Below are 22282 nucleotides of genomic sequence, written 5' to 3'. Positions count from 1 at the left end.
GCCTATCGGTGTGCGTGGGCGGCCTGGTCGGCCTGCCCCTCGAGGTCCACGTCCACAAAGACGCACGCGCGCTCGGCACGCACGCGCACCTCGCTCTGGAGCGCCTGCAGCGCCCCGCCCGCGATGCGCTGCGCCTCGGCCCGACCGAGGGCGGCGAAGCGTTCGAGAGCCGCGGCGTCGGCCGCGAGCAGCAGCGCCAGGCGCACCGCCGTGGAGACGTCGCAGGCGTCGCGCACGCGGCCCGCGAGCTTGCCCAGGTCCAGGGTCACCATCGTGCTGCCGTAGTAGCGGCCGTCCGGAGAGATCTCTCCCTCGCTCAGTCGGATCCCCGTCGCGACGAGGAGATCCAGGCCGGCTGGGCTGAGCCGCTCGACGATCTCGCGGTGGAAGAGGCCCACGTGGGCCACCCGGGCCATGGGCCGTTTCATCAAAGAAGAAGGGGTCATAGGCGCTCGTTCGAGATACGACGGATCCTACCAGAACCTACATTGCCGCACCATTTTTCAGGGCACGATCGTGCAGGGTCCGAGGATCGCGCGGGATCCGGGGGCTAGGGGGTGTCCCTATTCTTCGGGCGAGGAGGGGCGGGTCGCCGCGGGCGGATCCGCGGAGAGCGCGGGGGTCGGGGAGAGCGCGGTGGACGGGGTCGACACCGCGGCGCCGGCTGCCCGCGCGAGCTTCTCGCGCCGGGCGGCGCGCCACTTGAAGAGCGCGCGCACCACCAGGCAGAGCACGACGACGCCGACCAGGATGCCGAAGGCCACCTTGCTGCGCGTCAGCCAGCGCTTCACCTCGGGGCCGAAGCGATAGGCGGCCCAGACCAGGAGCGGCACGCTGATCGCCGCGGCCGAGCCGTCGGCGAGGATGAAGGTGCGAAAGCGCATCCCCGCGCTGCCGGCGAGGAGGTACGTGGGTGCGCGCAGGCCGGCTGCGAAGCGGGCGAAGAAGGCGGTCCAGACGCCGTGCTTGGTGAAGAAGTGGCTGACCCTGTCTCGCCGTTTCTCGGAGAGCATGACGCGAAAGGGCCAGACCCGCGTGACGCGTGGCCCGGCCCACCGCCCGACGAGGAAGAGCATCACGTCCCCGGTGAGCACGCCGAACATCCCGACGGCGATCATGAGTCCCAGGCTCGGGTGCGCGAGGCCGTGCTGGTGCGCGAGGTGGACCGAGTATCCGCCGGCGATGAGAAAGATGTCCTCGGGCATCGGCATGCCGACCCCGCAGAGGAGCAGCACGCCGTAGAGCGCCAGGTAGGCGTAGGCGGGCTCCTGCTGGATGATGCGGACGATCTCGGCTTCCATGCCGCGCGATCCTCGGCTGCGGAGACTGATCCGATCCGTTCTACCGCGGTTCGGTCCCGCCGGGCCAGGACGAACGCGCCCTCTGTCCGAGGAGCTCCCGACAGAGCGCGACCCGCCGACGGAAGAAGGCTTCGGTCGGGGCCAGCGCCACGGCCCGCTGCCAGGCCCGCTCGGCCTCAGCCACCTCCCCGGCGTGCTCGTGCAGGCGCGCCGCCGCCTCGATGGCGTCGAGGTCTTTCGCGTCGAGGAGCGCGGCCCTTCTCGCGTGGTCGAGGCCCGCCGTCGGTCGGGTGCGCTCGAGCACGTAGAACCAGGCCGCCGTCGCGTGCTGCGCGGCCGTCCTGGCCCAGCCGCGGAGCACGGCGTCCGCCGCGCGCGGCTTCCCCTCGCGCTCCAGCGCCTGCGCGAGCGAGAAGACCGCCGCCTCCGCCTCGGGGGCGCGCGGAAAGCGCCGGCGGAGCTCCGCGAGGGTGGCGGCCGCGAGCGCGTGCTCGCCCAGGCTCCGAAGGAGCAGAATCTTGCCCTTCGCGAGCAGCGCCGGCGCCGCGAGGCCGCGTCGATTGTCCGGGTCGCTCTGCACGACCAGCTCCAGGTGGCGGAGCGCCGCCCGTCGCTCGCCGCGCAGCGCCCAGCTCGTGCCGACGCGCAGGCGCAGGGCCAGGTCGGCCGGCGTCTCCGCGAGCCGCTTCTCGAGCTCGGCGAGCGTGCCGCTGCCGTCCTCGATCTCGGCCAGCCGCGTGAGGAGCGCCTCGGCCGCGAGAAAGCCGGTGGCCCGGTCCCGCTCGCGCCCGTCGGGCCCGAGGACGAGGAGGGTCGGGTAGGTCACCACGTTGTAGCGTCGCGCGACGTCTCGCCCTTCGCCGACCTCCGCGTCGTAGGCCAGTCGCACGAAGCGGTCGAGGCGCGGCCGGAGGCTCGGTTCGCCGAGGACGCGCTCGAGGCGGCGGCAGGCGCTGCACCACGAGGTGCCGAGCTTGGCCAGCACGAGCCGGTTCTCCGCCGCTCCCCGTCGGACCGCCGCGCGGAGCGAGCCGTCGCGCTCCCACGCGAGGGTCTCAGCGGGGCCCGCGACCGCGCGCTCGTCCGGGCTGGCGCTGACGGCCACCAGGGCGAGGAGGGCGAGGGCCTTCGGGGTGACGCGAGAGGGAGGACGCATGGCGGTGTCGTCGAAAGGGAGAAGGAAGGCCGGGACCCGCAGGGCCTGGCCGGACGCTTACTCCTTCTCCTCGCCGGTGCCCGCCGAGACGCGGGCCTTCAGCGCCGCGAGAGCCTCGTCTACCTTGGCGGCGTCCTTGGCCTCGGGGAGCGCGGCTCGGGGCTCGGTCGTGGCGGCCGGGAGCAGGCCCATCTTGGCCTTGAGCTCGGCGAGCGCGTGGTCCGCGCCGGCCCCCGTCTCGAGCTGGGCGAAGCGCTGCTCGAGCGTATCTCCCGTGAGCTGCCCCGAGATCTCCACCCCCGCCTCGGCCTCAGCCTCGAGCTGGTCGATCTTGGCCGCCATGCGGTCGAAGGTCTCGAAGGCCGAGGTGTCGGAGAGCCCCGACATCGTGTCGTGGATCGTCTTCTGCGCCTCGGCGCGCTTCTTCCGCGCGATGAGGATGTTCTTCTTGCGCTTGGCTTCCTCGATCTTGTTGTTGAGCGCGCGGAGGCTGTCCTTCAGCTTCTCCACCGCGTCCTTCTGCAGCTGCCACTGCTTGCCGAGCGTGGTCGAGGCCTCGTCGTGCTCACCCTTGCGCGCCAGCGCCTCGCGGGCCAGGACGTCGTCGCCCGCGCGCACCGCCATCATGGCCTTGCGCTCCCAGTCCTTGGCCTTGAGATCCTCGTCCTCGAACTGCTTCTTCAGCCGCTTCTCGTCGGCGATGGCTACCGCCACCTGCTTCTTGGCCTCGACGAGCTGGTTCTTCATGTCGACGAGGACCTGGTTGAGCATCTTCTCCGGGTCCTCGGCCTTGGAGATCATGTCGTTGATGTTGGACTTGAGGAGCGTGCCCAATCGCGAAAAGATTCCCATGCTGCACCTTGTCTCCGAGGGCCCTAAGGGTTAGGCGGCCAAGCGGCTCAGGATCGGGTAGTGCTTGCTCACCGCCATCCCGATGTCGTCCAGCGTGGCCTGGAATTCGTTGAAGTCCAGGTTCTCGAGCTCGTGCGCGGCGGTGACCACCACCGCTCCCTCCTCGAGGCCGTAGGCGCCGTGGAGCATCTCGGTGGCGTTCAGCTCGAGCAGCTTGCGGTAGAACTCCTCGCGCGTGGCCTTCGGCACCCGGGCCTGGTCGAGCACCTTCACGCGAAAGATGACCATCGGTCCCGAGATGGAGACCACGAGGTCGGCACCGGTGTCCTTGGTCACCCAGATATTCTGGCCCAGCAGCTCGTAGCCCGCATCCATCCGGATGAGGTAGCTCTCGATGTCTTCGGGGGTTCTCATGGCAGCCCTCCGTCGTGGGGAAGTTCGATCGACGCGCTCCTACCGTAGAGGACGCGGGGCGGGGGGTCAACGGGTCCGGCGGGCGCACTTCTCGGCCCGACGCCTCGCGGCCCGACTTGCATCGGCCGGGGCCGGCATGGTAGCAGCACCGCATGTCCGAGGTGGCCGAGCCAGCTCTCGTCCTGCCCCCCGGGCCCCTGCCGCGGCACGTGGCCATCATCATGGATGGGAACGGTCGCTGGGCCCAGGCCCGGGGGTTGCCGCGTCTCGAGGGACACCGCGAGGGGGCGCGCTCCGTCCGCGAGGTGGTCCGTGCGGCCCGGCGCATCGGACTCGAGGCCCTGACCCTCTACGCCTTCAGCGAGCAGAACTGGGATCGTCCGGCGGACGAGGTGACGGCCCTCATGGAGCTCCTGCACCAGTACGTGCACGAGGAGCGCCAAGAGATCATGGAGAACGGCATCCGGCTCGTCGCCATCGGCGAGACGGACCGGCTGCCGGCCTTCGTCTACGGCCCCCTGCGCGCGCTGATCGACGATTCGGCGAAGAACACGGACATGGTGCTCTGCCTCGCGCTCTCCTACGGAGCGCGGGAAGACCTCACGCGCGCGGCGCGCGCCCTCGCCCTCGAAGTTGCGGCGGGGAGGCTCGACCCCGCGGCCGTCGACGAGCAGGCCCTGAGCACGCGCCTCGCCACGGCCGGGCTCCCTCCGCTCGACCTGCTCATCCGCACGAGCGGCGAGCAGCGCATCTCCAATTTCCTCCTCTGGGAGGCGGCCTACGCCGAGCTGCTCTTCGTCCCCACGCTCTGGCCCGAGTTCCGCAAGGCGCAGCTCGTCGAGGCGATCCTCTCCTTCCAGCAGCGGGAGCGCCGCTTCGGCCTCACCTCGGAGCAGCTCGCCGCGCGGCCCACTCGATGAACGAGGCCAACCGGAATCTGGTGCTGCGGGTGATCTCCGCGGCGGTGCTCGCCCCGCCGGTGGTCCTGCTGATCTTCTGGAGGCGCCCCGAGGGCACCGCGCTGCTCGTGCACCTCGCTTGCGCGCTGGCGCTCGTCGAGTTCTACGGCATCACCCTGAAGGACCGCCCCGCCTGGCTGCGGGGCCTCGGCGTGCTGCTCGGCGTGGGGGTGAGCGCGACGATGGTGTGGGCGCCGAAGCCGGAGCTGCTGAACGCCGCGCTCGTGGGGTCGATGCTGGTCCTGGCCCTGGCGCAGCTCGTCCACCTCGGGGACATTCGCACCGCGGGGTCGAGCCTCGCGCTGCTCGTGATGGGCCTCCTCTACGTCCCGCTCCTGCTCACGCCGCTCGCGCTGCTCAAGAAGTTCCCCGACGGAGCGAGCTGGATCGTCCTCGTGCTCACGATCACCTGGTTCGCCGACACGGGGGCCTACTTCGCCGGGCGCGCGCTCGGGCGGCACAAACTCTACCCGGCGGTGAGCCCCGGCAAGACCGTGGAAGGGGCGGTGGGGGGCCTCCTCGCCAGCTTCGGCGCGGCGGCGCTGGCCAAGGCCTGGTACCTGCCGAGCCTCTCCTGGCTCGACGCGGCGGCGATCTCCTTGCCCGCGAGCGCTCTCGGGCAGGCGGGCGATCTGGTCGAGTCGATGCTCAAGCGCGCGTATCAGGTGAAGGACTCCGGCCGGCTCATCCCGGGGCACGGTGGCCTGCTCGACCGGATCGACGCATTACTCTTCTGCGCTCCGTACGTGTACCTCTACGCGCGCTACGTGATCTATCGATAGGGAGGGCGGAATGACCGAGGGCGGAACGACCGGCGTGACGATCTTGGGGTCCACGGGCTCGATCGGGCGGAGCACGCTGGAGGTGGTGGCGGATTTTCCGGAGCAGTATCGGATCGTGGCCCTCGCCGCGGGTCAGAGCATCGAGCTCCTCGCCGAGCAGGTGCGCGCCTTCCGGCCGAAGCTCGTCTCGGTGAAGCGGGCCGAGGACGTGTCGCGCCTCCGGGCGGCGCTCGCCGGGGCAGGGTGCGACCGCCTCGAGATCGCGAGCGGTCCGGAGGGGGCCGACGCGGTGGCGGCGCATCCCGACGGAGACGTGGTGGTGACGGCGATGGTCGGCGCGGCGGGACTTGCGCCCACGCTCGTGGCCGTGCGGCGCGGAGCCCGCATGGCGATCGCGAACAAGGAGCCGCTCGTCGTGGCGGGCAAGCTCGTGACCGACGAGGCCCGCCGCTGCGGCGCGACGATCCTGCCCGTGGACAGCGAGCACAACGCGATCTACCAGTGCCTCTCGGGGCAGCGGCGCGAGGACGTGCGCCGCATCCTGCTCACCTGCTCGGGGGGGCCCTTCCGCACCACCGCCGACCTGAGCCAGGTGACGCTCGAGCAGGCGCTGAAGCACCCTACCTGGTCGATGGGCCCCAAGATCACCATCGACTCGGCGACGCTCATGAACAAGGGGCTCGAGGTGATCGAGGCCCACTGGCTCTTCGGGCTCCCCGCCGAGCAGCTCGACGTGGTGATCCATCCGCAGAGCGTGATCCATTCGATGGTCGAATACGTGGACGGCTCGGTGATCGCGCAGCTCGGCACGCCGGACATGAAGGTGCCGATCGGCTACGCCCTGGCCTACCCGAGACGGCTGCCGCTCAAGGTGCCGCGCCTCGATTTCGCGGCACTCGGCACGCTGGCCTTCGAGGCGCCCGACCGGCGGCGCTTCCCCTGCCTCAACCTGGCGTATCAGGCCCTGGCCGTGGGGGGCGCGGCGCCGGCGGTCCTGAACGCGGCCAACGAGACGGCCGTGGCGGCCTTTCTCGACCGGCGCATCCGCTACCTCGACATCCCGTCGCTCATCGAGCGCACGCTCGAGGCCCACTCCTCCGACTCCGCGGGCGAGCTCGAGCCGATCCTGGCCGCCGACCTCTGGGCGCGCCGACAGGTTCAGAGCTACCTCGGGTAGGGAGCCGCGTGGCAGGGGGCCGCGTCCTAAACCGCCGGACGCCACTGTCGATGGGAGGGTCTGGGGCGCTCGAGGGCGCTCCAGGCGTCGTCATCACGGAGGCTGCGGTTGAACCTGAACGACTGCACGTCGGCCTGTGTGCGCGAGCTCTGGGAGCGCTTCGCCGAGGGGAACCCCTCGGGCCCCGCGAACCTCGAGGAGGAGGCGCACCGGCTCGTCGCCGGGCTCTACGAGCGCTTCGCGGAGTCGCTGGTCCTCGCCCGAGGCTTCCTCACCGTGCCGTACTCGCACCTACCCGAGCGCCGGCAGCGCTTCGCGCACGGGCTGGCCGAAGGGGCCTCCGTGCTGCCTGCTCTCGTGGCGGAGACGCCGGTGCTGACCCTGCTCGCCACGGCCGGAGCGAAGCCGCCCTGGAACGACGTGCGCGCCTCGCAGGGGCACGTGGCCATCCCGCTCGTCTCGAGGGAGTTCGTGGCCTCGATTCCGATGCTGGCCTACCTGCTGCGGGAGCTCGGCCTTCCGCTCAGCTGGGCCGCGGACGCGGGGTCGAACTACATCCGCGAGGTGCTGGGCTCCGCCACCGGTCTGGCCTACGTGGATGACGCGACGCAGGCGACGGATGGCGAGGGGCGCAAGATCATCGCCGCGCAGAGCTTCGTCACGGAGGAGGGCGTACGCTCGGTCTTCGCCGTCGGTGGGGCGTATTTCGGCGGCGCGGTGCTGGTCCTGCTCTTCTTCTGCCGCGAGCGGGTGAGGCGCGAGGCGGCGCGGCGGCTGATGCCGCTCGTGAATCTGTTCAAGGGGCGCACGCAGCCCTGGTTCGCCCCCGAGCGCGTCTTTCGCGCGGAGCCCGCGTGAGCGACGAGCCTCGCGCGTCGTGGGCTGCCGCCATCGCCGAGGCGGTGGTCGCCGCGAGCCGGGGCGCTTTTGGCGCCGCGATCCAGCAGCTCGCCGCGCTGGCCCCCCTGGCTGAAGCGGACGGAGAGCGGCTGCGCGAGGGGCTGGCTACCCTGATCGGCGAGTTCGGCCGCATCATCGCCGAGAAGGAGGACATCCTCGCCACGATCCAGCTCTCCATGATGGAGCTCGAGGAGGCCCGGCAGGGACTCGAGGCCGAGGTGGAGGAGCGACGGCGGGCGGAGCACGCCCTGAAGGAGACCGCGGGAGAGCTCGCGACCACCCTCGACCTGCTCCGGCGCAGCGAGAGCCTCACGCGCGCGGTGGTCGAGCACGCCGCCGACGGCATCGTCACCGTGGACGAGCGGTACCTGATCCGCGGGTGGAACGCCGCCGCGGAGCGGATCTTCGGCTACACGCGGGCGGAGGCGCTGGGGCGCAGCTTCCAGCTCGTGCTGCCGGCGGCGCGCGTTCCGGCGGGACGGCGGCGCGAGGACCTGGCTCGCCGCAAGGACGGCACGGTCCTCCCCATCGAGGTCCACGCGGCCGAGGCGACCGTGGGTGACGCGCAGGTGCTCGTTCTCCTCGTGCGCGACCTGACCGAGAGCAAGCAGACCGAGCTGCGCCTGAAGGAGCTGCATAGCCGGCTCCTCTCCGCGTCGCGCGAAGCCGGGATGGCGGACGTGGCCAGCAGCATCCTGCACAACCTGGGCAACGTGCTGAACAGCGCGAGCGTGTCGGCCTCGCTGGTGGTGGAGCAGCTCCACCGCCCGTCGGTGGAGCGACTGGAGCGGCTGGCCGGGCTCCTCGCCGAGCACGAGCCGGAGCTGCCGCGCTTCCTCGCCGAGGACCCACGCGGACGCGGGGTCCCGGCCTACCTCCGGGCGCTGGCCGACGCGGCGCGGGACGAGCAGGAGCGGTTGCGCACCGAGGCCGCGACGCTCCAGAAGCACCTCGACCACGTGAAGGTGGTCGTGAGCACGCAGCAGGCCTACGCGCGCCGCGGGGGAGTCCTCGAGACGCTGCACCTCTCCGAGGTGGTGGAGGACGCGCTCGGCATGAGCTTCGGCGAGGAGGGGGACATCCGCGTGGTGCGGGAGTACGAGCCGCTGCCCCCCGTGTCCCTCGACCGGCACCGGCTGCTGCAGATTCTCGTCAACCTGCTACGGAACGCGCGCCACGCGGTGCGGGACGGGGGACGTCCGGACCGCGAGGTCACGGTGCGGGTCGGGCGCCTGGACGCGCAGACGCTGCGGATCGAGGTGCGCGACAACGGCGTCGGGATCCCGCCCGAGCACCTGGGACGTCTCTTCGAGCAGGGGTTCACCACCAAGGCCTTCGGCCACGGCTACGGCCTGCATTCGAGCGTGCTCGCGGCGAAGGAGCTGGGCGGCGGGCTGCGCGCCGAGAGCGAGGGCCGAGACCGCGGCGCCGTGTTCTGTCTCGAGCTGCCCCTTTCCGAGCCTGCCTCCCATAATTCGCCACCTTCCTCGGGGTCTGATATCAAGTAGTCAACAGTCAGGAATGGACCGCTTTCGCGCGTACCTGCTCGTACGGCAGTTTCTCCGCCGGCCGGAGAGCCGTGGGCGGGCGCGCGCCACGGAGGCGTTGATGGAGGCCTTGGCCGAGCGCCTCGACGAGCCGGTGGAGCTCTGGGCCACGCTCGGGCTGTTGAGCCTGCTCGACGTGGAGGCGACCGAGCACAACCCGGACGCCCGAGGACGGATGGCCCGAAGCCAGGCGGAGCTCGAGGGTCTCGAGCCCGCGCTCGCGGAGGCGCTCGAGCGCTGGGTCGTGGCCGCGCCGGAGGAGCTCTCGCGAGTGGACCACGCATTGGTTCTCGCGAGTCACCTCTGCCGCGAGTTACCGCCGCCGGCCGGTCTGGCGCGCGAGCTGGCGCTGAGCGCCGGTGCGGGGGACGCGGGCGGCGATCGTCTGGACGCGGCGCTGTCGGCGCTCTCCCTCTCGCCCGAGGAGGCGGCGGCCCTGGCTCACGCGGCGCTCGGTGCGCTCGCCGAGCGCAGACCATGAGGGCGCGGCGGCTGGGGGAGCCGCTCCTCGAGTACCACGGTGGACTCCACCTGCGGGGGACGCTGCTCTGGTTCGACGCGCCGGAGCCGCGCCAGCTCTGCTTCGTGAGCCACGCGCTCGTGGCCGGGGGCATCGCGCACCAGAAGATCGTCAGCACCGAGACCACCGCCGCGCTGCTGCGCGCCATCGGCAGCGCCGACGGGCGCGGGCGTCGGGCGCACGAACCCCAGGCGTTGGTGACTCCCTACCGACGCTCCTTCGCCCTCGGTACGCTCGAGCTCGAGCTCTTTCCCGCGGGGCACTCCCTCGGGTCGGCGTCGCTCCTCGTCGAGCACCAGGGGCACACGGTGGTCTACGCCGGGGCGATCAACCCGCGGCGCACGGCTCTCTCGGAGCGGCTCGAGGCGCGCCGATGCGATCTGCTGGTGTTGCCGGCCTCCCCCGCGGCGCTGCGGCGCCTGGCGCTACCTCCCGCCGAGGATGTGGAGCGCGGACTCCTGCGGTTCGTGCGCGAGACGCTGGAGGCGAAGGGGACGCCAGTGCTCTTCTGCGCGCCCGTGGGCGAGGCCCAGGAGGTAGCGGCCCTGCTCGGTGAGGCGGGGCTGCCGCTGCGCGCGCACCGTCAGATCTTCGCCGCCTGTCGCGTCTACCGCGAACGGCTGGGAGACCGCTTTCCGATGCGCACGCTCAAGCGCTACCAGCGTTCGATCGACCCCGCCGCCGAGCCGTCGGTGCTGCTCTGGCCGGCCCACCTGCGCCATTCGCCCGCCATCGCCCAGCAACCCGGCGCGCGTCTCGGGTTCGTCTCGGGGCTCGCCCTCGAGCCCACGGTGCGGGCGGAGATGGACTGCCACGAGGCCTTTCCCCTCTCCGCCGAGGCGGACTACGCGGGCCTGCTCGAATACGTGCGCGCCTGCGCGCCGACGGAGGTGGCGCTGATGGGGGCGGGCCCCGGGGACCTCGGACGGGACCTCACGGCACTCGGCATCGAGGTGAGCTTCCTCGGTCCCGAACGTCAGCTCGCCCTCTTCTGAGCCGGACCGCCCCTCAGGCGGCGGGCGGCGTGGCGCGGAAGATGAGACTCCGGTCGTCGTGGTAAAGGCAGCGTCCGTCGCGGCACGAGAGGCCGCGGGACTGGTACTTGTAGTACCCGTCGGCGAAGACGGTCACCACGGTGCGAAAGCGCTCTGCGAGGGCCCTGGCGGCGAGGTAGTTCGCCCCCGACGAGATCCCGACGCAGTACCCGTGGCGCTCGGCGATCTCGAGGGAGGCGAGCCGCGCCGCCTCGCTCCCGACGCAGATCACCTCGTCGATCAGCTTCGACGGGCCTCCGCTCGGGTCCTTCGCGATGGGGGGGATGAAGCCGTCGCCGATCCCCTGGATGCCGTGGGGGCCGGCGCTTCCGCCGCTCAGCACCGGCGACTCGGCCGGTTCCACGGCCACGAGGCGCAGGTCGGGATAGCGCCGCCTGAGCGCGCGTCCCACGCCCATCAGCGTTCCGCCGGTCCCGATCCCGGCGACGAAGGCGTCCACTCGCGGCGCGTGCTCCTCCATCTGCGCGAGGAGCTCCTGCCCCGTGGTGCGGTCGTGGCACTCCACGTTGAGCGGGTTCGAGAACTGATCGGGGTTGAAATACCCATGCTCGGCGGCGAGGCGGTCCCGAATCGCGGCGGCCTCGGCGAAGTCGCCCGCGCGGCAGAGCAGGAGCTCGGCCCCGAAGGAGCGGATGATCTCCTGGCGCTCCTGCGTCATGTCCTCGGGCATCACCACGCGGACGGCGTAGCCCTTTTGCCGCGCGTAGTAGGTGAGCGAGATGCCGGTATTGCCGCTCGTGGCCTCGACGATGGTCATCCCGGGGCGCAGGGCGCCGGTCCGCTCGCTCTCGTCCAGGATGTACTTCGCGATGCGGTCCTTGATGCTGCCGCAGGGGTTCGTACACTCGAGCTTGGCGTAGATCCCGTCGAGAGCGACGAGCGGCGTTCCACCGGGGGTCTTAGAGGGTTCGTTCACGCGTCGCGTCTCCTCGCGGGCTGCCGCACCCACTCCCCTGTCACGGCTTGGCCGCAGAGGTCAAGCCCGAGCTGCTGGCCGGGGCTCTGACCACTCGCGCAGAATCGAAGGGTGGCGTCCTCCCGGCGCGGGCGGGTAGTCCACGTAACCGGGCGTCATGACGCGACGTTGTCGCCTTGCCCGCTGGCCCGACCGTTGCACACCCCTGAGGCCTCCACTGCGAGAGGAGCCTCGAGTGCCCCATCGGTTTGCCCCTGGTCGTCGCTCTGCCCTGCTCGTTGGACTGTGCGCCGCCGCGTGGGCGGGCTGTGCGGCCGAGCCGCTCGACGGCACCCGCCGGCCGAGCTCGGTCGAGCCGACCTGGCCTCGCTATCCGCGCGACCGGGTGCTCTCGCCGCTCTCGCCGTCGATCGTCGCCGGGCTGCGCGCGATCGCGCGACGGGGCAGCGCCGACGAGCCGACGCCGCTCTCTCCCACCTGGGGCGCGCCGCGCGACAACGTCTTCATCAAGGTCGGCGACTCGATCAGCGCGTACGACAACTTCCTCGCCTGCTACACCGCCGAGGAGGTCACGCCCCCCGCCACCTTCGACAGCGAACACCTCGACAAGCCCGCATTCCTCGCCGCGGTGGCGCATTTCGCCGCCGGGCGCATCCCCGTGCGCGACGCAGAGACCGGCGAGCTCACCGACTCCGTCGATCCCTTCCGCCGGCGTAGCCACACCGCGTGCGGCGGCTGGTACTCGGACCGTCCGCTGCGCGCCGACGGAAAGGTCTGCGCGGGCCCTCCCGGGGAGAAGCCCGTGGACGCGATGAAGGACCTCGCGCCGCTCGAACGCGAGCTGCGCCTGGCGCGCCCCCGCTTCGCCGTCATGATGTTCGGCTCGAACGACGTGGGCACGAACGCGCCCGCCTGGTACGGCGGTAACATGCGCCGCAACGTGGAGCGGCTGCTCGAGGAGGGCGTCATCCCCGTGCTCTCCACGATCCCCGCGCGGCCGGCCGCCGCCACCGGGGCGGTGGCGATCCACAACGAGATCGTGCGCGCGCTGGCCGAGCGACACGGATTGCCGCTCGTGGACCTGAACCTGGCCCTCTCGAGGCTGCCGAACAAGGGGCTCTCGGTGGATGGCGTGCACCTCTCGTACGTGCCCGGGGACACCTGCGACTTCGCCGCCGAGCGGATGTACGGCCAGAACCTGCGCAACCTCGTCACCATGGAGATGCTGGCGCGACTGCACCAGGTGCTCGTCGCCGACCCGGCGGCGGCCGCGGCCGTCGCGACGAAGGCCCCGCCGAGGCCCGCGCCGCACCGCCTGTACCCCGACGGGGAAGAGCCTCCCGCGGCCCCCGTCGCGCCGCCTATTTCGCACCTCGACGCCGAGCCGGCGCAGCGGGCCGGGAGCGGCTCTCCCGACGACCCCTACCGCCTGGACGAGCACGCGCTGGCCAGCACCGCTCGGCCGGTCGGGCTGCACCGCCGACGCGAACACGGCACGCGCTCCTTCGTGGCGGGCTACGACTCTCCGCGCTGCGGACGCCGCGAGACGCCGGGGGCCGACGACACCTTCGAGTTCGTGGCGGCGCACGCGCGGATCTCGGCCTGGGCCCTCTCCGCCGACTGGAAGGTCTCCGCGCAAGACTACCCGCGTCGGGTGATCGTCGAGCGATGCGAGGACGAGGGGTGCACGGAGACCACCTGTCTGGTGGCGGGCGCCTACTCGGCCGGCACCTACGGCGGCGAGGTCGGCCGACGCTTCCGCATCGTGGTGGAATCTCCCCCCGAGGCCCCCGGGGACTACTTCCTGATGCTCTGGTGACCCGGTGGGTGTTAGAAGCGTCGCGATGCGGCGACGCGGCGCGGGGCGAGTCTTGGGCTGGGCTAGGGGGCTCGCGCTCCTCGTCCTCGGACTCGTTCCCGCGCGACACGGCCCGGCCGACGACCTACCGGCAGTAGGGCTCTCCTACCGGATCCGCGCGCGCATCGTCCCGGCCACGCGCACCCTCGAGGGCGAGGTCGAGCTCACCTGGAGAAACCCCTCCGACGTGTCTGTGCGGAGCGTGCCGGTCCACCTCTATCTGAACGCCTTCGCGCACGAGGGAACGACCTGGATGCGGGGGGTGCCGGCCCCGCGGCTCGCGATGGCGGACCTGCTCTTGCAGTACCCCGACCCTTGGGGCTACACCGCGCTCACACGCGTCGAGCAGTTCACCGCCGGCGGAGCGCGGCTCGCCAGCCATCGTCCGATCCAGCCCGACGACGGCAATCCCCTCGATCGCACGCTGGCCGAGATCGCGCTCCCCGAGGCCGTGGGACCGCACGCCGAGCTCCGCCTGCGCCTCGCCTTCCGCGCGCGCTTTCCCGTGCCCATCGCTCGCACCGGCGCGCTCGACGACTACGTCCTCGGCGGGCAGTGGTATCCGAAGCTCGGGGTGCTCGAGCCCCGGGGCGTCAGGCATGCCCCCGAAGCGCGCTGGGTCGCCCGGCAGTTTCACGGACCGACGGAGTTCTACGCGGACTTCGCCGACTACGACGTCACGCTCCAGTTCCCGGCCGGCTTCCTCGTCGGCGCGACCGGGGAAGAGGTGGAACGTTCCACCGTCGCCGAGGGCCGCGAGCGCCTCGTGCGCTTCCGTCAGCGGGCGGTGCACGACTTCGCCTTCGTGTTGGCTCGCGGCTTCGCCGAGGAGCGCACGGAGGTCGCCCTGCCAAAGAGCACGCGTCGCGTGGCCGTCCGCTACCTGGTTCCCGTCGAGAGCGCGCACCAGCTTCCCCGCTGGCGCCGCGCGGTGGAAGGGGCGCTCACAATCCTCTGCCGGCGCGTCGGGCTCTATCCCTATCGTTCGCTCACGGTGGTGCTGCCGCCCACGCGCGGCATCCGGACGGCGGGGATGGAATATCCCACGCTCATCACCGGCGCGAACGGCGACCGGGTCTGGGACGGCTTTCCGTTCGGCAAGACGACCCTCCCCGAGCTCGCGCTGATCCACGAGTTCGGTCACCAGTACTTCTACGGGCTGCTCGCCTCGCACGAGATGGACGAGGCGTTTCTCGACGAAGGCTTCAACAGCTACTGGGAGGACGAGCTCTCGCGCGAGCTCTACGGGCAGGACGCGGGCGGCGGCACGCTCTTCGGGCGGGCCATCTCGCCGCGCGAGCTCCGCGCCACGGGCCTCGCCGAGAACGCGAGCAAGCTGCGCGAGGCGCTGCGCAAGCGGCCCTCCTGGCTCTTCTACCCCGGGAGCTGGGGACACCAGGTCTACAGCCGTCCGGCGGTGACCCTGGCCACGGCCGCGGGGCTCTTCGGGCAGGTCGCGGTGGACCGGGTCTTCGCGGCCTACTTCGCGCGGTTCGCCTTCCGGCACCCCGACGCGGAGGATTTTCTGGGCGTGGCGAAGGAGGTCGGTGGCGTCGCGCTGCACGCCTTTCTCGAGGAGGCGTTCGTCGCGCCGCGGCTTCCGGACTACCGCGTGGCAGAGCTCGAGAGCGAGCGCTGGGAGACGCCGCGGGGGCTGCTCCCGACGCCCACGGGCGCGAGCGGCGGGAGTGCGAGCGGCGTGGCGAACCCGGAGCGCGGGCTCGACCCCGCGGCCCGCGAGGCCGACGGCCGCGTTCTGATGGAGGTGACGGACCCGGGCTGGGTCGCGCCGACCGGCGAGGCTGTCGGGCGCGTCGAGCGGCGTCTCGTGAAGCCGTGGGCGGCGCACGCCGCGTCCCCCCGCGCGGGGCCCGTGGCCTACTACGAGAGCAGCGCGCGCCTCGAGGGGCCGGGGTGGCAGCACCTGCCCGTTGAGGTGGAGCTCCGCTTCGGCGACGGGGTGGTGCTGCACGACCGGTGGGACGGCCGCGCGGTCTGGCGCCGCTATCGCTTCGTCCGACCCGCCCCGCTCACCGACGTGCGCGTGGACCCACGCGCGCGCGTCGCCCTCGACGTGAAGCCGGAGAACAACGGCCGCACGCTGCGTCCCGAGCGGCGTTTCCTCGCGGACTGGGGCGGCTGGCTCGCGACGCTCGCGAGCTGGGCTCAGGGAGCGCTCGCCCAGTGGCTATGAACCGGACGGTTGCATCACGCATGATCTGTGGCCTGCATGACGCGCGAGAGTGACCGCGCGCTGCGGCGGGCGCTGCGTCCCGCGCCGGGGATGGTGCGGCTCGTGCTCCTGCGCGCGAGCTTTCTCCTCGTCTGCGCCCTGCCGGGGATGCTCGGCGCCTTCTCCTCTCTCGCCCGAGGTCCCGCGCGGCAGCCCTACTTCACCGAGGCCGTCCGGCCGCTCCCCGCGCTCCCCTTCGTCCGGCTCGTGGGCGAAATCGCCCCCTCGCTGCTCGCCCTGCTCGGCGTCGGGCTCCTCTGCGCGCTCCTCGTGGATCAGCTCCTGACGGCCGGGGGCCTCGCGCTCCTCGGGCCCGAGTCCGCGAACTCCCGGCCGCGCGTCTATCGCACGGTCATGCAGCAGGGGCTCTCGCACCTCTGGCCCTTTCTGCGCCTGCTCCTCCTCGCCGCGCTGGCCTTCCTCCTCGGCGCGGCGGGCCTGCGACGCGTCTTCACGCAGCTCGTGCGTTCGGGAGAGCCGGCCGGCTACAGCGCGGCCACGCTCTGGCTCGTGCTCCCCGCGCTGCAGGTCCTCGCGACCTTCCTCTGGCTCGCCATCGTCGGCGCGTGGAGCCTCTTCGCGCGGGTTCTGACCGTGACGGACGGCCGCCGGGTCACGCGACGGACCCTGTGGCTCGCCGCGCGCGTGCTCGTCCGCTGTCCGCTGCGGGGGCTCCTCCTCTTCGTGCTCACCACCGTGACCCTCACGCTCCTCGGTGGGGCCTACCTGGCGGCCTGGCGACAGCTCGAGCCGCGGGAGAGCCTCTCGCTCGCCGTGTGGCTCGTCGGAAGCCTCGGGCTCGCCGTGGCCCAGGCGGCGCTCTGGGCCTACTGGCTCCGCGCCGCGCGCCTCCTCTATGCCAGCCCACGCTTCGACGACCTGCGGGCGCAGCCCGACGCGCCCTTCGGCCTTCCGGGGGGGCTACGACGTGCCTTGCGGCTACGGGGCGCCGGCGGTAGCGTGCCGGGTAACCGAGGGCTACACTGAGCCCGGAGTGGATGTCGCATGTGCGGGATGTCGCCCTGGGAAATGGCTGTGATCGCCGCCGTCGCGCTGCTCGCGCTCGGACCCAAGCGCATTCCCGAGCTGGCGAAGACGGTGGGCAAGGGCCTGCGGGAGCTCCGGCGTCACTCGGCCGACCTCCGCTCCACCTTCGAGGAGCCGCTCGAGGAGATCCGGCGGCCGCTCGACGAGCTGCGCGGAGACCTGATGCACGTGAGCCGCAAGGTCCAGCAGGACCTCGAGCGCGAGACGCGGTCCGAGCCCACCGAGCCGCCGCACGTCGCGCCGCCGCCGGAGCTCGATCCCTATGCCGCGGGCTCCACGCTGCTCCAGAGCGGACCGCTCGAGCTCGACGGGGCGGAGGCGCCGGAGGCGCCGATGGCGTCGGAGGGGTCGGCCGCACCCGTTGTAGCTGCCGAGCTGCCGCCGATGCGCTATCCGTCGCCCAGCGTGGCCGCAGAGCCTCCCTCGGCCGCCCCGGGCGACTCGCCTGCGCGAGCGGCTGACCCGTCGCCGAAGGCCTGAGCGCTCGCCATGTCCGACGACGCGGTGATGAGCTTCAGTCAGCACCTCGAGGAGCTGCGCAAGCGCCTCAAGTACAGCGCCATCTGGTTGGTGATCTGGGCTGGCGTGGGCTACGCGCTCTCGGATTTCCTGTTCGTGATCCTGGCCCAGCCCCTGATTCGCGCCTGGACCGACGCGGGGCTCGGGCCGCCCAAGATGCACTTCTCGAACCCCATCGAGCCGTTCTTCACCTACATGAAGCTCGCGCTCATCTTCGGCGTCTTCGCCGCGTCGCCCTTCATCTTCTACCAGCTCTGGAAGTTCATCGCCCCGGGCCTGTACCGCAAGGAGAAGCGCTACGCGGTCCCCTTCGCGGCCGCTTCAGGTCTGCTCTTCATCGGGGGCGCTTGCTTCGGCTATTTCGTGCTCTTCCCCTACGCCTTCCGCTTCTTCCTCGGCTTCGCCCGCAAGAACGTGGGGCGGATGGAGGAGCTCCTCGGCGGGACCCTCAAGGTCTCCATGAAGCACACCTTCGAGCTCACGCCCACCTTGATGATGGGCGAGTACTTCTCGCTGACCTGGAAACTCCTGCTGGCCTCGGGCGTCGTCTTCGAGCTGCCGCTCGTGATCGCGTTCCTCTCGCTCGCCGGCCTGGTGAGTGCCCGGGCGCTCTGGCGCTTCAATCGCTACTTCATCGTGATCGCCTTCGTCATCGGCGCGGTGCTCACGCCGGGGCCGGACGTGATCAGCCAGGTGCTCCTGTCGGTGCCGCTGGTCGTGCTCTACAACCTGAGCATCCTCTTCGCGCTGGTGACGGAGCGGCGTCGCGCCCGACGGACCGAAGACGCCGCGGGCGGGTCAGCTGAATCGGAACCAGGCCAGGCCCACTAGCGACGCGACGACGGCCCAGATCAGCGCCGACAGGACGCCGGAGCGGAGCTTCACCGAGGAGATCTCGCTCTCGAGCTCGGCGGGGGCTCGGTAGTTCGGCTGACGCATCAGCCGGTCGCGGTGGGCGATCGCCGTGGCGAGCTCGACGCGCAAGGGTTCGACGCGCGAGCTGACCACCGAGCGTGCGTGGAGGATCGGGATCGGCGCTCCCACGAGGAGGGCTATGCCGAAGCCCAGCGCGAGGCGCAGGGTGGGCTTCTGCTGCAGCTTCCCGCCGAAGAGGCGGAACTCCGGTCGCGCGACGGCGGCTCGCGAGGCCGGCGGGGTGGTCGCGGCCTTGCGCCGCGCGTCGGTGGCGATCGCCTTGAGGGGTGCGAGGCTCGTGGGCGGGGGCAGCTCGCGTCCCATGGGCGCAGGGCCACCACCGGCAGGTGCGGCCTCCGACGGACCCAGGTCGAGCGGGCTGAGCGCGCGGACGGCGTGCTCCCCGCTGCGCGACGGAGAAAGTCCGCCCGCGCCGGGTCCCGTCCCGGTGGCGCGGAGCGGGCCCCCCGCAACCGCGGGGTAGTTACCGCTGCGGGCGCCGGCCTGCGGGACCGCGGGATAGTTGCCGCTGCGGGCGCCGGCCGGCTGGGCCGCGGGGTAGTTGCCGCTGCGGGTGCCGGCCTGCGGGACCGCCGGATAGTTACCGCTAGTGGCCGCGCCGCGCACGGCGAAAGCCCCGCTCGTGTCGGTTCGCCCGGCGGCGTTCGCGGCGTGCACCGCCTGCTCGGCCGCGGCGTTGAGATCGGCGCCGTAGCCGAAGGAGCGCCGCGACGCGGGCATGTCCAATTCGAGGTTCTCCTCTTCCACGGGAGGCGCGAAGAGATCGCCGCCGCCGCCGTGTCCTCCCGGTGGGGGGGCGAAGGCCGCCTCGCCGACCGAGTACCCGCCGCCGCCGTCGGCACCGTCGAGCGTGACGAGGGAGCTCTCGTCGAAGTTGTCCGGGTCGAGGAGGTCCGTCAGCCGCTTGGGGCGCGCGGCGGGCGCTGCGCTGGTCGGCGTCGGAGGAGGAGGCGCACCGCCTCCGCGCGACGCGGAGGGCGCGGGGGGGCTCGCCGCGGGGGCACGCGGGGGAGGCGCAAAGTCCTCGAGGAAGACGCCGTCGTTCTCCGCCATGGCGGCGGGAGGTCTCGGGGCGGCTCTCCCCGGCGAGGGCGCAACGAGAGGTCCCTGTCCGAGCATCGTGGCCTGCAGCGCGGCCGCGCCGCCGTGCGCCGGAGACGACGCCGGGGCGTTCCCGCGCCCCGCAGGGGCAGATGTGCCCGCGAGCCCCTCGGCGAGCACCACGTCCAGGCTATCCAAGATGTAGAAATCGGCTCCCGCGCGGACGACCACCTGCGCGCGTGCGCGTGCCTCCTGCAGGCTCCCCGCGCCACAGACGAGCAGGCTGCCGCGAGCCAGGTCGGTGACGCTCGTTCGCGGATCCAGGGCGAACGACTGGCTCAGCGCCTGGGCGATACCCTGCAGAGCAGCCGCGTTGCGGCCGGGGGCCCCTGCGATGATACGGAACGGTAGGTCAGTCACTGAGTACCCATCCTGCGCGAAGTGAATGGGCGACGTCTAGACCGCTTTTGCCCTGAACCGATTGAGTGCCCCCGCGACCAGCTTTGGCTACAAGCGGAAGCGCTGTCGTCTCCGCAGGGACGAGGTCGTCGTCTACCCGCCCGAGAGCTTGCGCACGGCCGCGCCGAGTCCCGCTTTGGCGGCCCCGTTGTTCGGGTCTTGCTTGAGGGCCTTCTTGTACTGGTCCACGGCCTGCTTCATGCGCTTCTGCTTGAAGTAGGCGTCACCGAGCATGACGAGGTACTTGGTGCTACGGGCGTTGTGCCTCACGGCCTGCTTCAGGTGCACGACGGCGCCGCCGTAGTTGCCCTGCTCGAAGGCCACCTCGCCGAGGCCGCCGTGGGCCTCCGCGCTCCTCGGATCCAGGTCCAGCGCGGTCTTGAAGGCTTCCTTGGCCTTGCCGTAGCCGCCCTTCAGGAGCTGTTGCCGTCCGACTCGCACATGGAAGCGCGCCTGCTCCGGGTCCCGGCGTGGCCCCGGGCTGACCTTCGGCTTGACCGTGGCGGGCTCGGGCTTGGCTACCTTGGGCTCGGGCTTGGCCACCTTGGGCTCGGGCTTCTTGGCTTCGGGCTTCTTGGCTTCGGGCTTGGTGGCGGCGAGCTTGGGCTCGGGCTTTTTCGTTTCGGGCTTCGCGGGCTCCGGCTTGATGGGCTCGGGCTTGGTGGCGGCGAGCTTGGGCTCGGGTTTTTTCGTTTCGGGCTTCGCGGGCTCGGGCTTTGTCGTTTCGGGCTTCGCCGCCTCGGGCTTCTTGGGCTCGGGCTTAGCCACCTCGGGCTTGGGCGCCTCGGTGCCGCCGGTGCCGCCGGTGAGGCCCGGTACCAGCTTGGTACTGGTCTTGTGCTTGGGCGACTCGTCCCCCGATTTCATCGCGAGGAAGAGTCCCAGCCCGAGCGCGGCCGCGGCGACCACGCCGCCGATGACCATCCCCGGCGAAATGCGGCGACGCGGGATCTCGTCCTCGATGCCGTCGTAGATCGCGGGGAGCGGGGCGGACTTCGAGCCCACGCGCGAGAGGGCCTGCTCGGCCGCGTCTCCCTCGGCGAACCAGCTTCCGCTCTGGCTTCCCAGCACGTCTCCGTCGGAGAACGGGTCGTGCGGCGTGCGCGAGCCCGGTCCGGCGAGTCCCGCCGCGGCCACCCCATGCACCAGAGACGGCCCTGATGCGCGCTTGTCGGCCTTCAGCCGGGCGGCGATGGCCTCGATCTCGGGATGGGCAGCGCTCGGCACCAGCGTCTGGGCGCTGAAGACCTCCGGGGCGAGCTCTCCGACGGGACGGGGGGTGACCACCGCCTGAAGTCGGGGCGCCGCGTCGGGCACCATGGTCGGCCGCAGGCTGGGGTCGGTGCTCACGGCGGCGAGCGGCTGGCCAGCAGGCTGGAGCCTGTGCACGCCGGACCCGCCTGCGGGCGGCGCCGTTGGCAGCGGGCGGGCTCCGGAGCCGGTGGCGAGTCGATGCACGCCGGATCCTCCGGGCACGGCGGGCGAGGTGCCCGCACCGAGAAGCGTCTGCGCCGCGTCGCTCGCATCGGCGCCCGCTTTGGCCTTGGCGGCCGGATCCTTCGGCTTGAGGAGCGGCACCGGCTCCGACGGATTGAGCGGGCGGTGGTCCGGAACCTCCTCGACGGGCGCCGTGCCGGCCAGGGCCTGCAGAAAGCGCTCCACCGTGGCGAATCGCTCCACGGGGCGCTTGCGGAGGGCGCGTCCCACCGCCTCGGCGAAGTGCGCCGACACGTTCGGGACCTTGGCCGAGAGCGGCACCGGCTGCGCCTCGAGATGCTTGGTGAGCACGTCGAAGGTGCCAGAGCCCACGAAGGGCGGCGCGCCGGCCAGCATCTCGTAGGCCACGATGCCCAGGGAATAGATGTCGCTGCGCTCGTCGAGGGCGTCGCCGCGCGCCTGCTCGGGAGACATGTAGCGCGGGTCCACGGTCCCGCTCGCGTTGCCGCGTCCCGAGGCGGTCAGCTTGGCCACGCCCAGGTCGAGGAGCTTCACCACCTCCTTGTCCTTCTTGCGGGCCAGGAAGATGTTCCGCGGGCGGAGGTCGCTGTGGATGACACCCTGGGTGTGGGCCTCGGTCAGGGCCTCGCCCACCTGCTGCAGGACCGCCAGCGCGTGCGCTTCCGTGAGCTTCCGTTCGCGGCCGAGCGCGCCGGCCAGCGGCTCTCCCTCCAGGAATTCCATGGCCAGAAAGAGGCGCCCGTCCTCGGAGCGGCCGAAGTCGCTCACCCGGACGATGTGGTCGCTGTCGATCTGCGCGATGGTGGCGGCCTCGTCCCGGTACCGCTCGAGCGCCGCCTCATCCAGGCTGAGCTGGTGGTGCAGGAGCTTGAGGGCCAGCTTGGATCGAAGGGTGGTGTGCTCGGCCCGGTAGATCGTCCCGGAGCTTCCTTCGCCGATGCGCTCGAGCAGGTGGTACCGACCGGCGATGGTCGTCCCCACGAGCGGATCGGCGTCCATGGACTTGAGCGCCGTACCGTCCGCCGGGCAGAACTGGGCGTGGTCCGGCAGGACTTGATGGCAGGTGGGACAGGCTTTCATCGTTGTGTGCAGCCTCGCGCCCTATCCTGACCGCGGTGGACGGTGAGCGTCAAGTCGCGGCAGGAAAAGTTG

Annotated in this window: 19 protein-coding genes and 1 pseudogene; 12 read left to right on the top strand and 8 right to left on the bottom strand. The window is 71.8% G+C overall.

The genetic code is table 11. The features are described from left to right. Positions 1-2: 2 nt before the first annotated feature. From IT371_04335 to IT371_04315, 5 genes are all read right to left on the bottom strand, one after another. The gene (locus IT371_04335) at positions 3-416 is read right to left on the bottom strand and encodes a hypothetical protein (GenBank protein MCC6746861.1); all 414 of its coding nucleotides are present in this window, start codon (positions 414-416) and stop codon (positions 3-5) included. Between the two features lie 147 nt (positions 417-563). After that, positions 564-1301, bottom strand: a complete 738-nt coding sequence (locus IT371_04330; GenBank protein ID MCC6746860.1) for a VTT domain-containing protein — start codon at positions 1299-1301, stop codon at positions 564-566. 40 nt (positions 1302-1341) lie between these two features. After that, positions 1342-2457, bottom strand: a complete 1116-nt coding sequence (locus IT371_04325) for a tetratricopeptide repeat protein (GenBank protein ID MCC6746859.1) — start codon at positions 2455-2457, stop codon at positions 1342-1344. Positions 2458-2514: 57 nt separating this feature from the next. Next, the gene (locus tag IT371_04320) at positions 2515-3309 is read right to left on the bottom strand and encodes a PspA/IM30 family protein (protein MCC6746858.1); all 795 of its coding nucleotides are present in this window, start codon (positions 3307-3309) and stop codon (positions 2515-2517) included. 30 nt (positions 3310-3339) lie between these two features. Next, positions 3340-3723, bottom strand: a complete 384-nt coding sequence (locus IT371_04315) for a hypothetical protein (GenBank protein MCC6746857.1) — start codon at positions 3721-3723, stop codon at positions 3340-3342. Positions 3724-3875: 152 nt separating this feature from the next. Here IT371_04315 and uppS point away from each other — a divergent pair, with 152 nt between their 5' ends. From uppS to IT371_04280, 7 genes are all read left to right on the top strand, one after another. Further along, positions 3876-4643, top strand: coding sequence for a di-trans,poly-cis-decaprenylcistransferase (gene uppS / locus IT371_04310; protein ID MCC6746856.1), 768 nt, complete (start codon positions 3876-3878; stop codon positions 4641-4643). Beyond that, positions 4640-5464: a phosphatidate cytidylyltransferase gene (locus tag IT371_04305; GenBank protein ID MCC6746855.1), complete on the top strand. Its 825-nt coding sequence runs from the start codon at positions 4640-4642 to the stop codon at positions 5462-5464. Before uppS ends, IT371_04305 begins: the two co-directional genes overlap by 4 nt. A 10-nt stretch (positions 5465-5474) precedes the next feature. Then, on the top strand, positions 5475-6641 hold the full coding sequence (locus tag IT371_04300; GenBank protein ID MCC6746854.1) for a 1-deoxy-D-xylulose-5-phosphate reductoisomerase: 1167 nt from the start codon (positions 5475-5477) through the stop codon (positions 6639-6641). A gap of 108 nt (positions 6642-6749) precedes the next feature. Then, positions 6750-7499: a hypothetical protein gene (locus tag IT371_04295; GenBank protein MCC6746853.1), complete on the top strand. Its 750-nt coding sequence runs from the start codon at positions 6750-6752 to the stop codon at positions 7497-7499. Further along, positions 7496-9049: a PAS domain S-box protein gene (locus IT371_04290; GenBank protein ID MCC6746852.1), complete on the top strand. Its 1554-nt coding sequence runs from the start codon at positions 7496-7498 to the stop codon at positions 9047-9049. Before IT371_04295 ends, IT371_04290 begins: the two co-directional genes overlap by 4 nt. 13 nt (positions 9050-9062) lie before the next feature. Beyond that, on the top strand, positions 9063-9569 hold the full coding sequence (locus tag IT371_04285) for a hypothetical protein (GenBank protein ID MCC6746851.1): 507 nt from the start codon (positions 9063-9065) through the stop codon (positions 9567-9569). Beyond that, positions 9566-10603, top strand: a complete 1038-nt coding sequence (locus IT371_04280; GenBank protein MCC6746850.1) for a hypothetical protein — start codon at positions 9566-9568, stop codon at positions 10601-10603. The genes IT371_04285 and IT371_04280 overlap by 4 nt, the downstream gene beginning before the upstream one ends. A gap of 13 nt (positions 10604-10616) precedes the next feature. On the opposite strand, the gene IT371_04275 is transcribed toward IT371_04280, so the two are convergent. Beyond that, positions 10617-11579 carry a cysteine synthase family protein gene (locus IT371_04275; protein ID MCC6746849.1) on the bottom strand — a complete coding sequence of 321 codons (963 nt, stop codon included), beginning with the start codon at positions 11577-11579 and terminating at the stop codon, positions 10617-10619. Positions 11580-11814: 235 nt separating this feature from the next. Here IT371_04275 and IT371_04270 point away from each other — a divergent pair, with 235 nt between their 5' ends. From IT371_04270 to tatC, 5 genes and pseudogenes are all read left to right on the top strand, one after another. Next, positions 11815-13398: an SGNH/GDSL hydrolase family protein gene (locus IT371_04270; GenBank protein ID MCC6746848.1), complete on the top strand. Its 1584-nt coding sequence runs from the start codon at positions 11815-11817 to the stop codon at positions 13396-13398. Positions 13399-13423: 25 nt separating this feature from the next. Then, positions 13424-15631, top strand: a complete 2208-nt coding sequence (locus IT371_04265) for a M1 family metallopeptidase (protein MCC6746847.1) — start codon at positions 13424-13426, stop codon at positions 15629-15631. A gap of 36 nt (positions 15632-15667) precedes the next feature. Further along, positions 15668-16657, top strand: a complete 990-nt coding sequence (locus tag IT371_04260; GenBank protein MCC6746846.1) for a hypothetical protein — start codon at positions 15668-15670, stop codon at positions 16655-16657. Positions 16658-16684: 27 nt separating this feature from the next. Further along, positions 16685-16819, top strand: a pseudogene (locus IT371_04255) (twin-arginine translocase TatA/TatE family subunit). Positions 16820-17206: 387 nt separating this feature from the next. After that, positions 17207-18067 (top strand): twin-arginine translocase subunit TatC, encoded by an 861-nt coding sequence (gene tatC, locus IT371_04250; protein ID MCC6746845.1) that lies wholly within the window; start codon positions 17207-17209, stop codon positions 18065-18067. On the opposite strand, the gene IT371_04245 is transcribed toward tatC, so the two are convergent. Both IT371_04245 and IT371_04240 read right to left on the bottom strand, forming a co-directional pair. Next, positions 18035-19633 carry a hypothetical protein gene (locus tag IT371_04245; GenBank protein ID MCC6746844.1) on the bottom strand — a complete coding sequence of 533 codons (1599 nt, stop codon included), beginning with the start codon at positions 19631-19633 and terminating at the stop codon, positions 18035-18037. The two genes, tatC and IT371_04245, sit on opposite strands and share 33 nt — an antisense overlap. A gap of 132 nt (positions 19634-19765) precedes the next feature. Next, complete coding sequence (locus IT371_04240) at positions 19766-22210, bottom strand: protein kinase (GenBank protein MCC6746843.1); 2445 nt, start codon at positions 22208-22210, stop codon at positions 19766-19768. Positions 22211-22282 lie beyond the last annotated feature (72 nt).

This window comes from Deltaproteobacteria bacterium (genome assembly GCA_020848905.1).
Lineage (GTDB): Bacteria > Myxococcota_A > Polyangia.
Note: the sequence above shows the minus strand (reverse complement) of the source record. Positions and strands in the feature narration are given on the sequence as shown.

Excerpts from the sequence above, each read along its gene's own strand:
- IT371_04280 (MCC6746850.1), top strand. The coding sequence starts at position 9,566 with ATGAGGGCGCGGCGGCTGGGGGAGCCGCTCCTCGAGTACCACGGTGGA.
- IT371_04265 (MCC6746847.1), top strand. The coding sequence starts at position 13,424 with ATGCGGCGACGCGGCGCGGGGCGAGTCTTGGGCTGGGCTAGGGGGCTC.
- IT371_04325 (MCC6746859.1), bottom strand. The coding sequence starts at position 2,457 with ATGCGTCCTCCCTCTCGCGTCACCCCGAAGGCCCTCGCCCTCCTCGCC.
- IT371_04300 (MCC6746854.1), top strand. The coding sequence starts at position 5,475 with ATGACCGAGGGCGGAACGACCGGCGTGACGATCTTGGGGTCCACGGGC.
- IT371_04335 (MCC6746861.1), bottom strand. The coding sequence starts at position 416 with ATGGCCCGGGTGGCCCACGTGGGCCTCTTCCACCGCGAGATCGTCGAG.
- IT371_04330 (MCC6746860.1), bottom strand. The coding sequence starts at position 1,301 with ATGGAAGCCGAGATCGTCCGCATCATCCAGCAGGAGCCCGCCTACGCC.
- IT371_04315 (MCC6746857.1), bottom strand. The coding sequence starts at position 3,723 with ATGAGAACCCCCGAAGACATCGAGAGCTACCTCATCCGGATGGATGCG.
- IT371_04320 (MCC6746858.1), bottom strand. The coding sequence starts at position 3,309 with ATGGGAATCTTTTCGCGATTGGGCACGCTCCTCAAGTCCAACATCAAC.
- IT371_04240 (MCC6746843.1), bottom strand. The coding sequence starts at position 22,210 with ATGAAAGCCTGTCCCACCTGCCATCAAGTCCTGCCGGACCACGCCCAG.
- IT371_04305 (MCC6746855.1), top strand. The coding sequence starts at position 4,640 with ATGAACGAGGCCAACCGGAATCTGGTGCTGCGGGTGATCTCCGCGGCG.
- uppS (MCC6746856.1), top strand. The coding sequence starts at position 3,876 with ATGTCCGAGGTGGCCGAGCCAGCTCTCGTCCTGCCCCCCGGGCCCCTG.
- IT371_04260 (MCC6746846.1), top strand. The coding sequence starts at position 15,668 with ATGACGCGCGAGAGTGACCGCGCGCTGCGGCGGGCGCTGCGTCCCGCG.
- tatC (MCC6746845.1), top strand. The coding sequence starts at position 17,207 with ATGTCCGACGACGCGGTGATGAGCTTCAGTCAGCACCTCGAGGAGCTG.
- IT371_04285 (MCC6746851.1), top strand. The coding sequence starts at position 9,063 with ATGGACCGCTTTCGCGCGTACCTGCTCGTACGGCAGTTTCTCCGCCGG.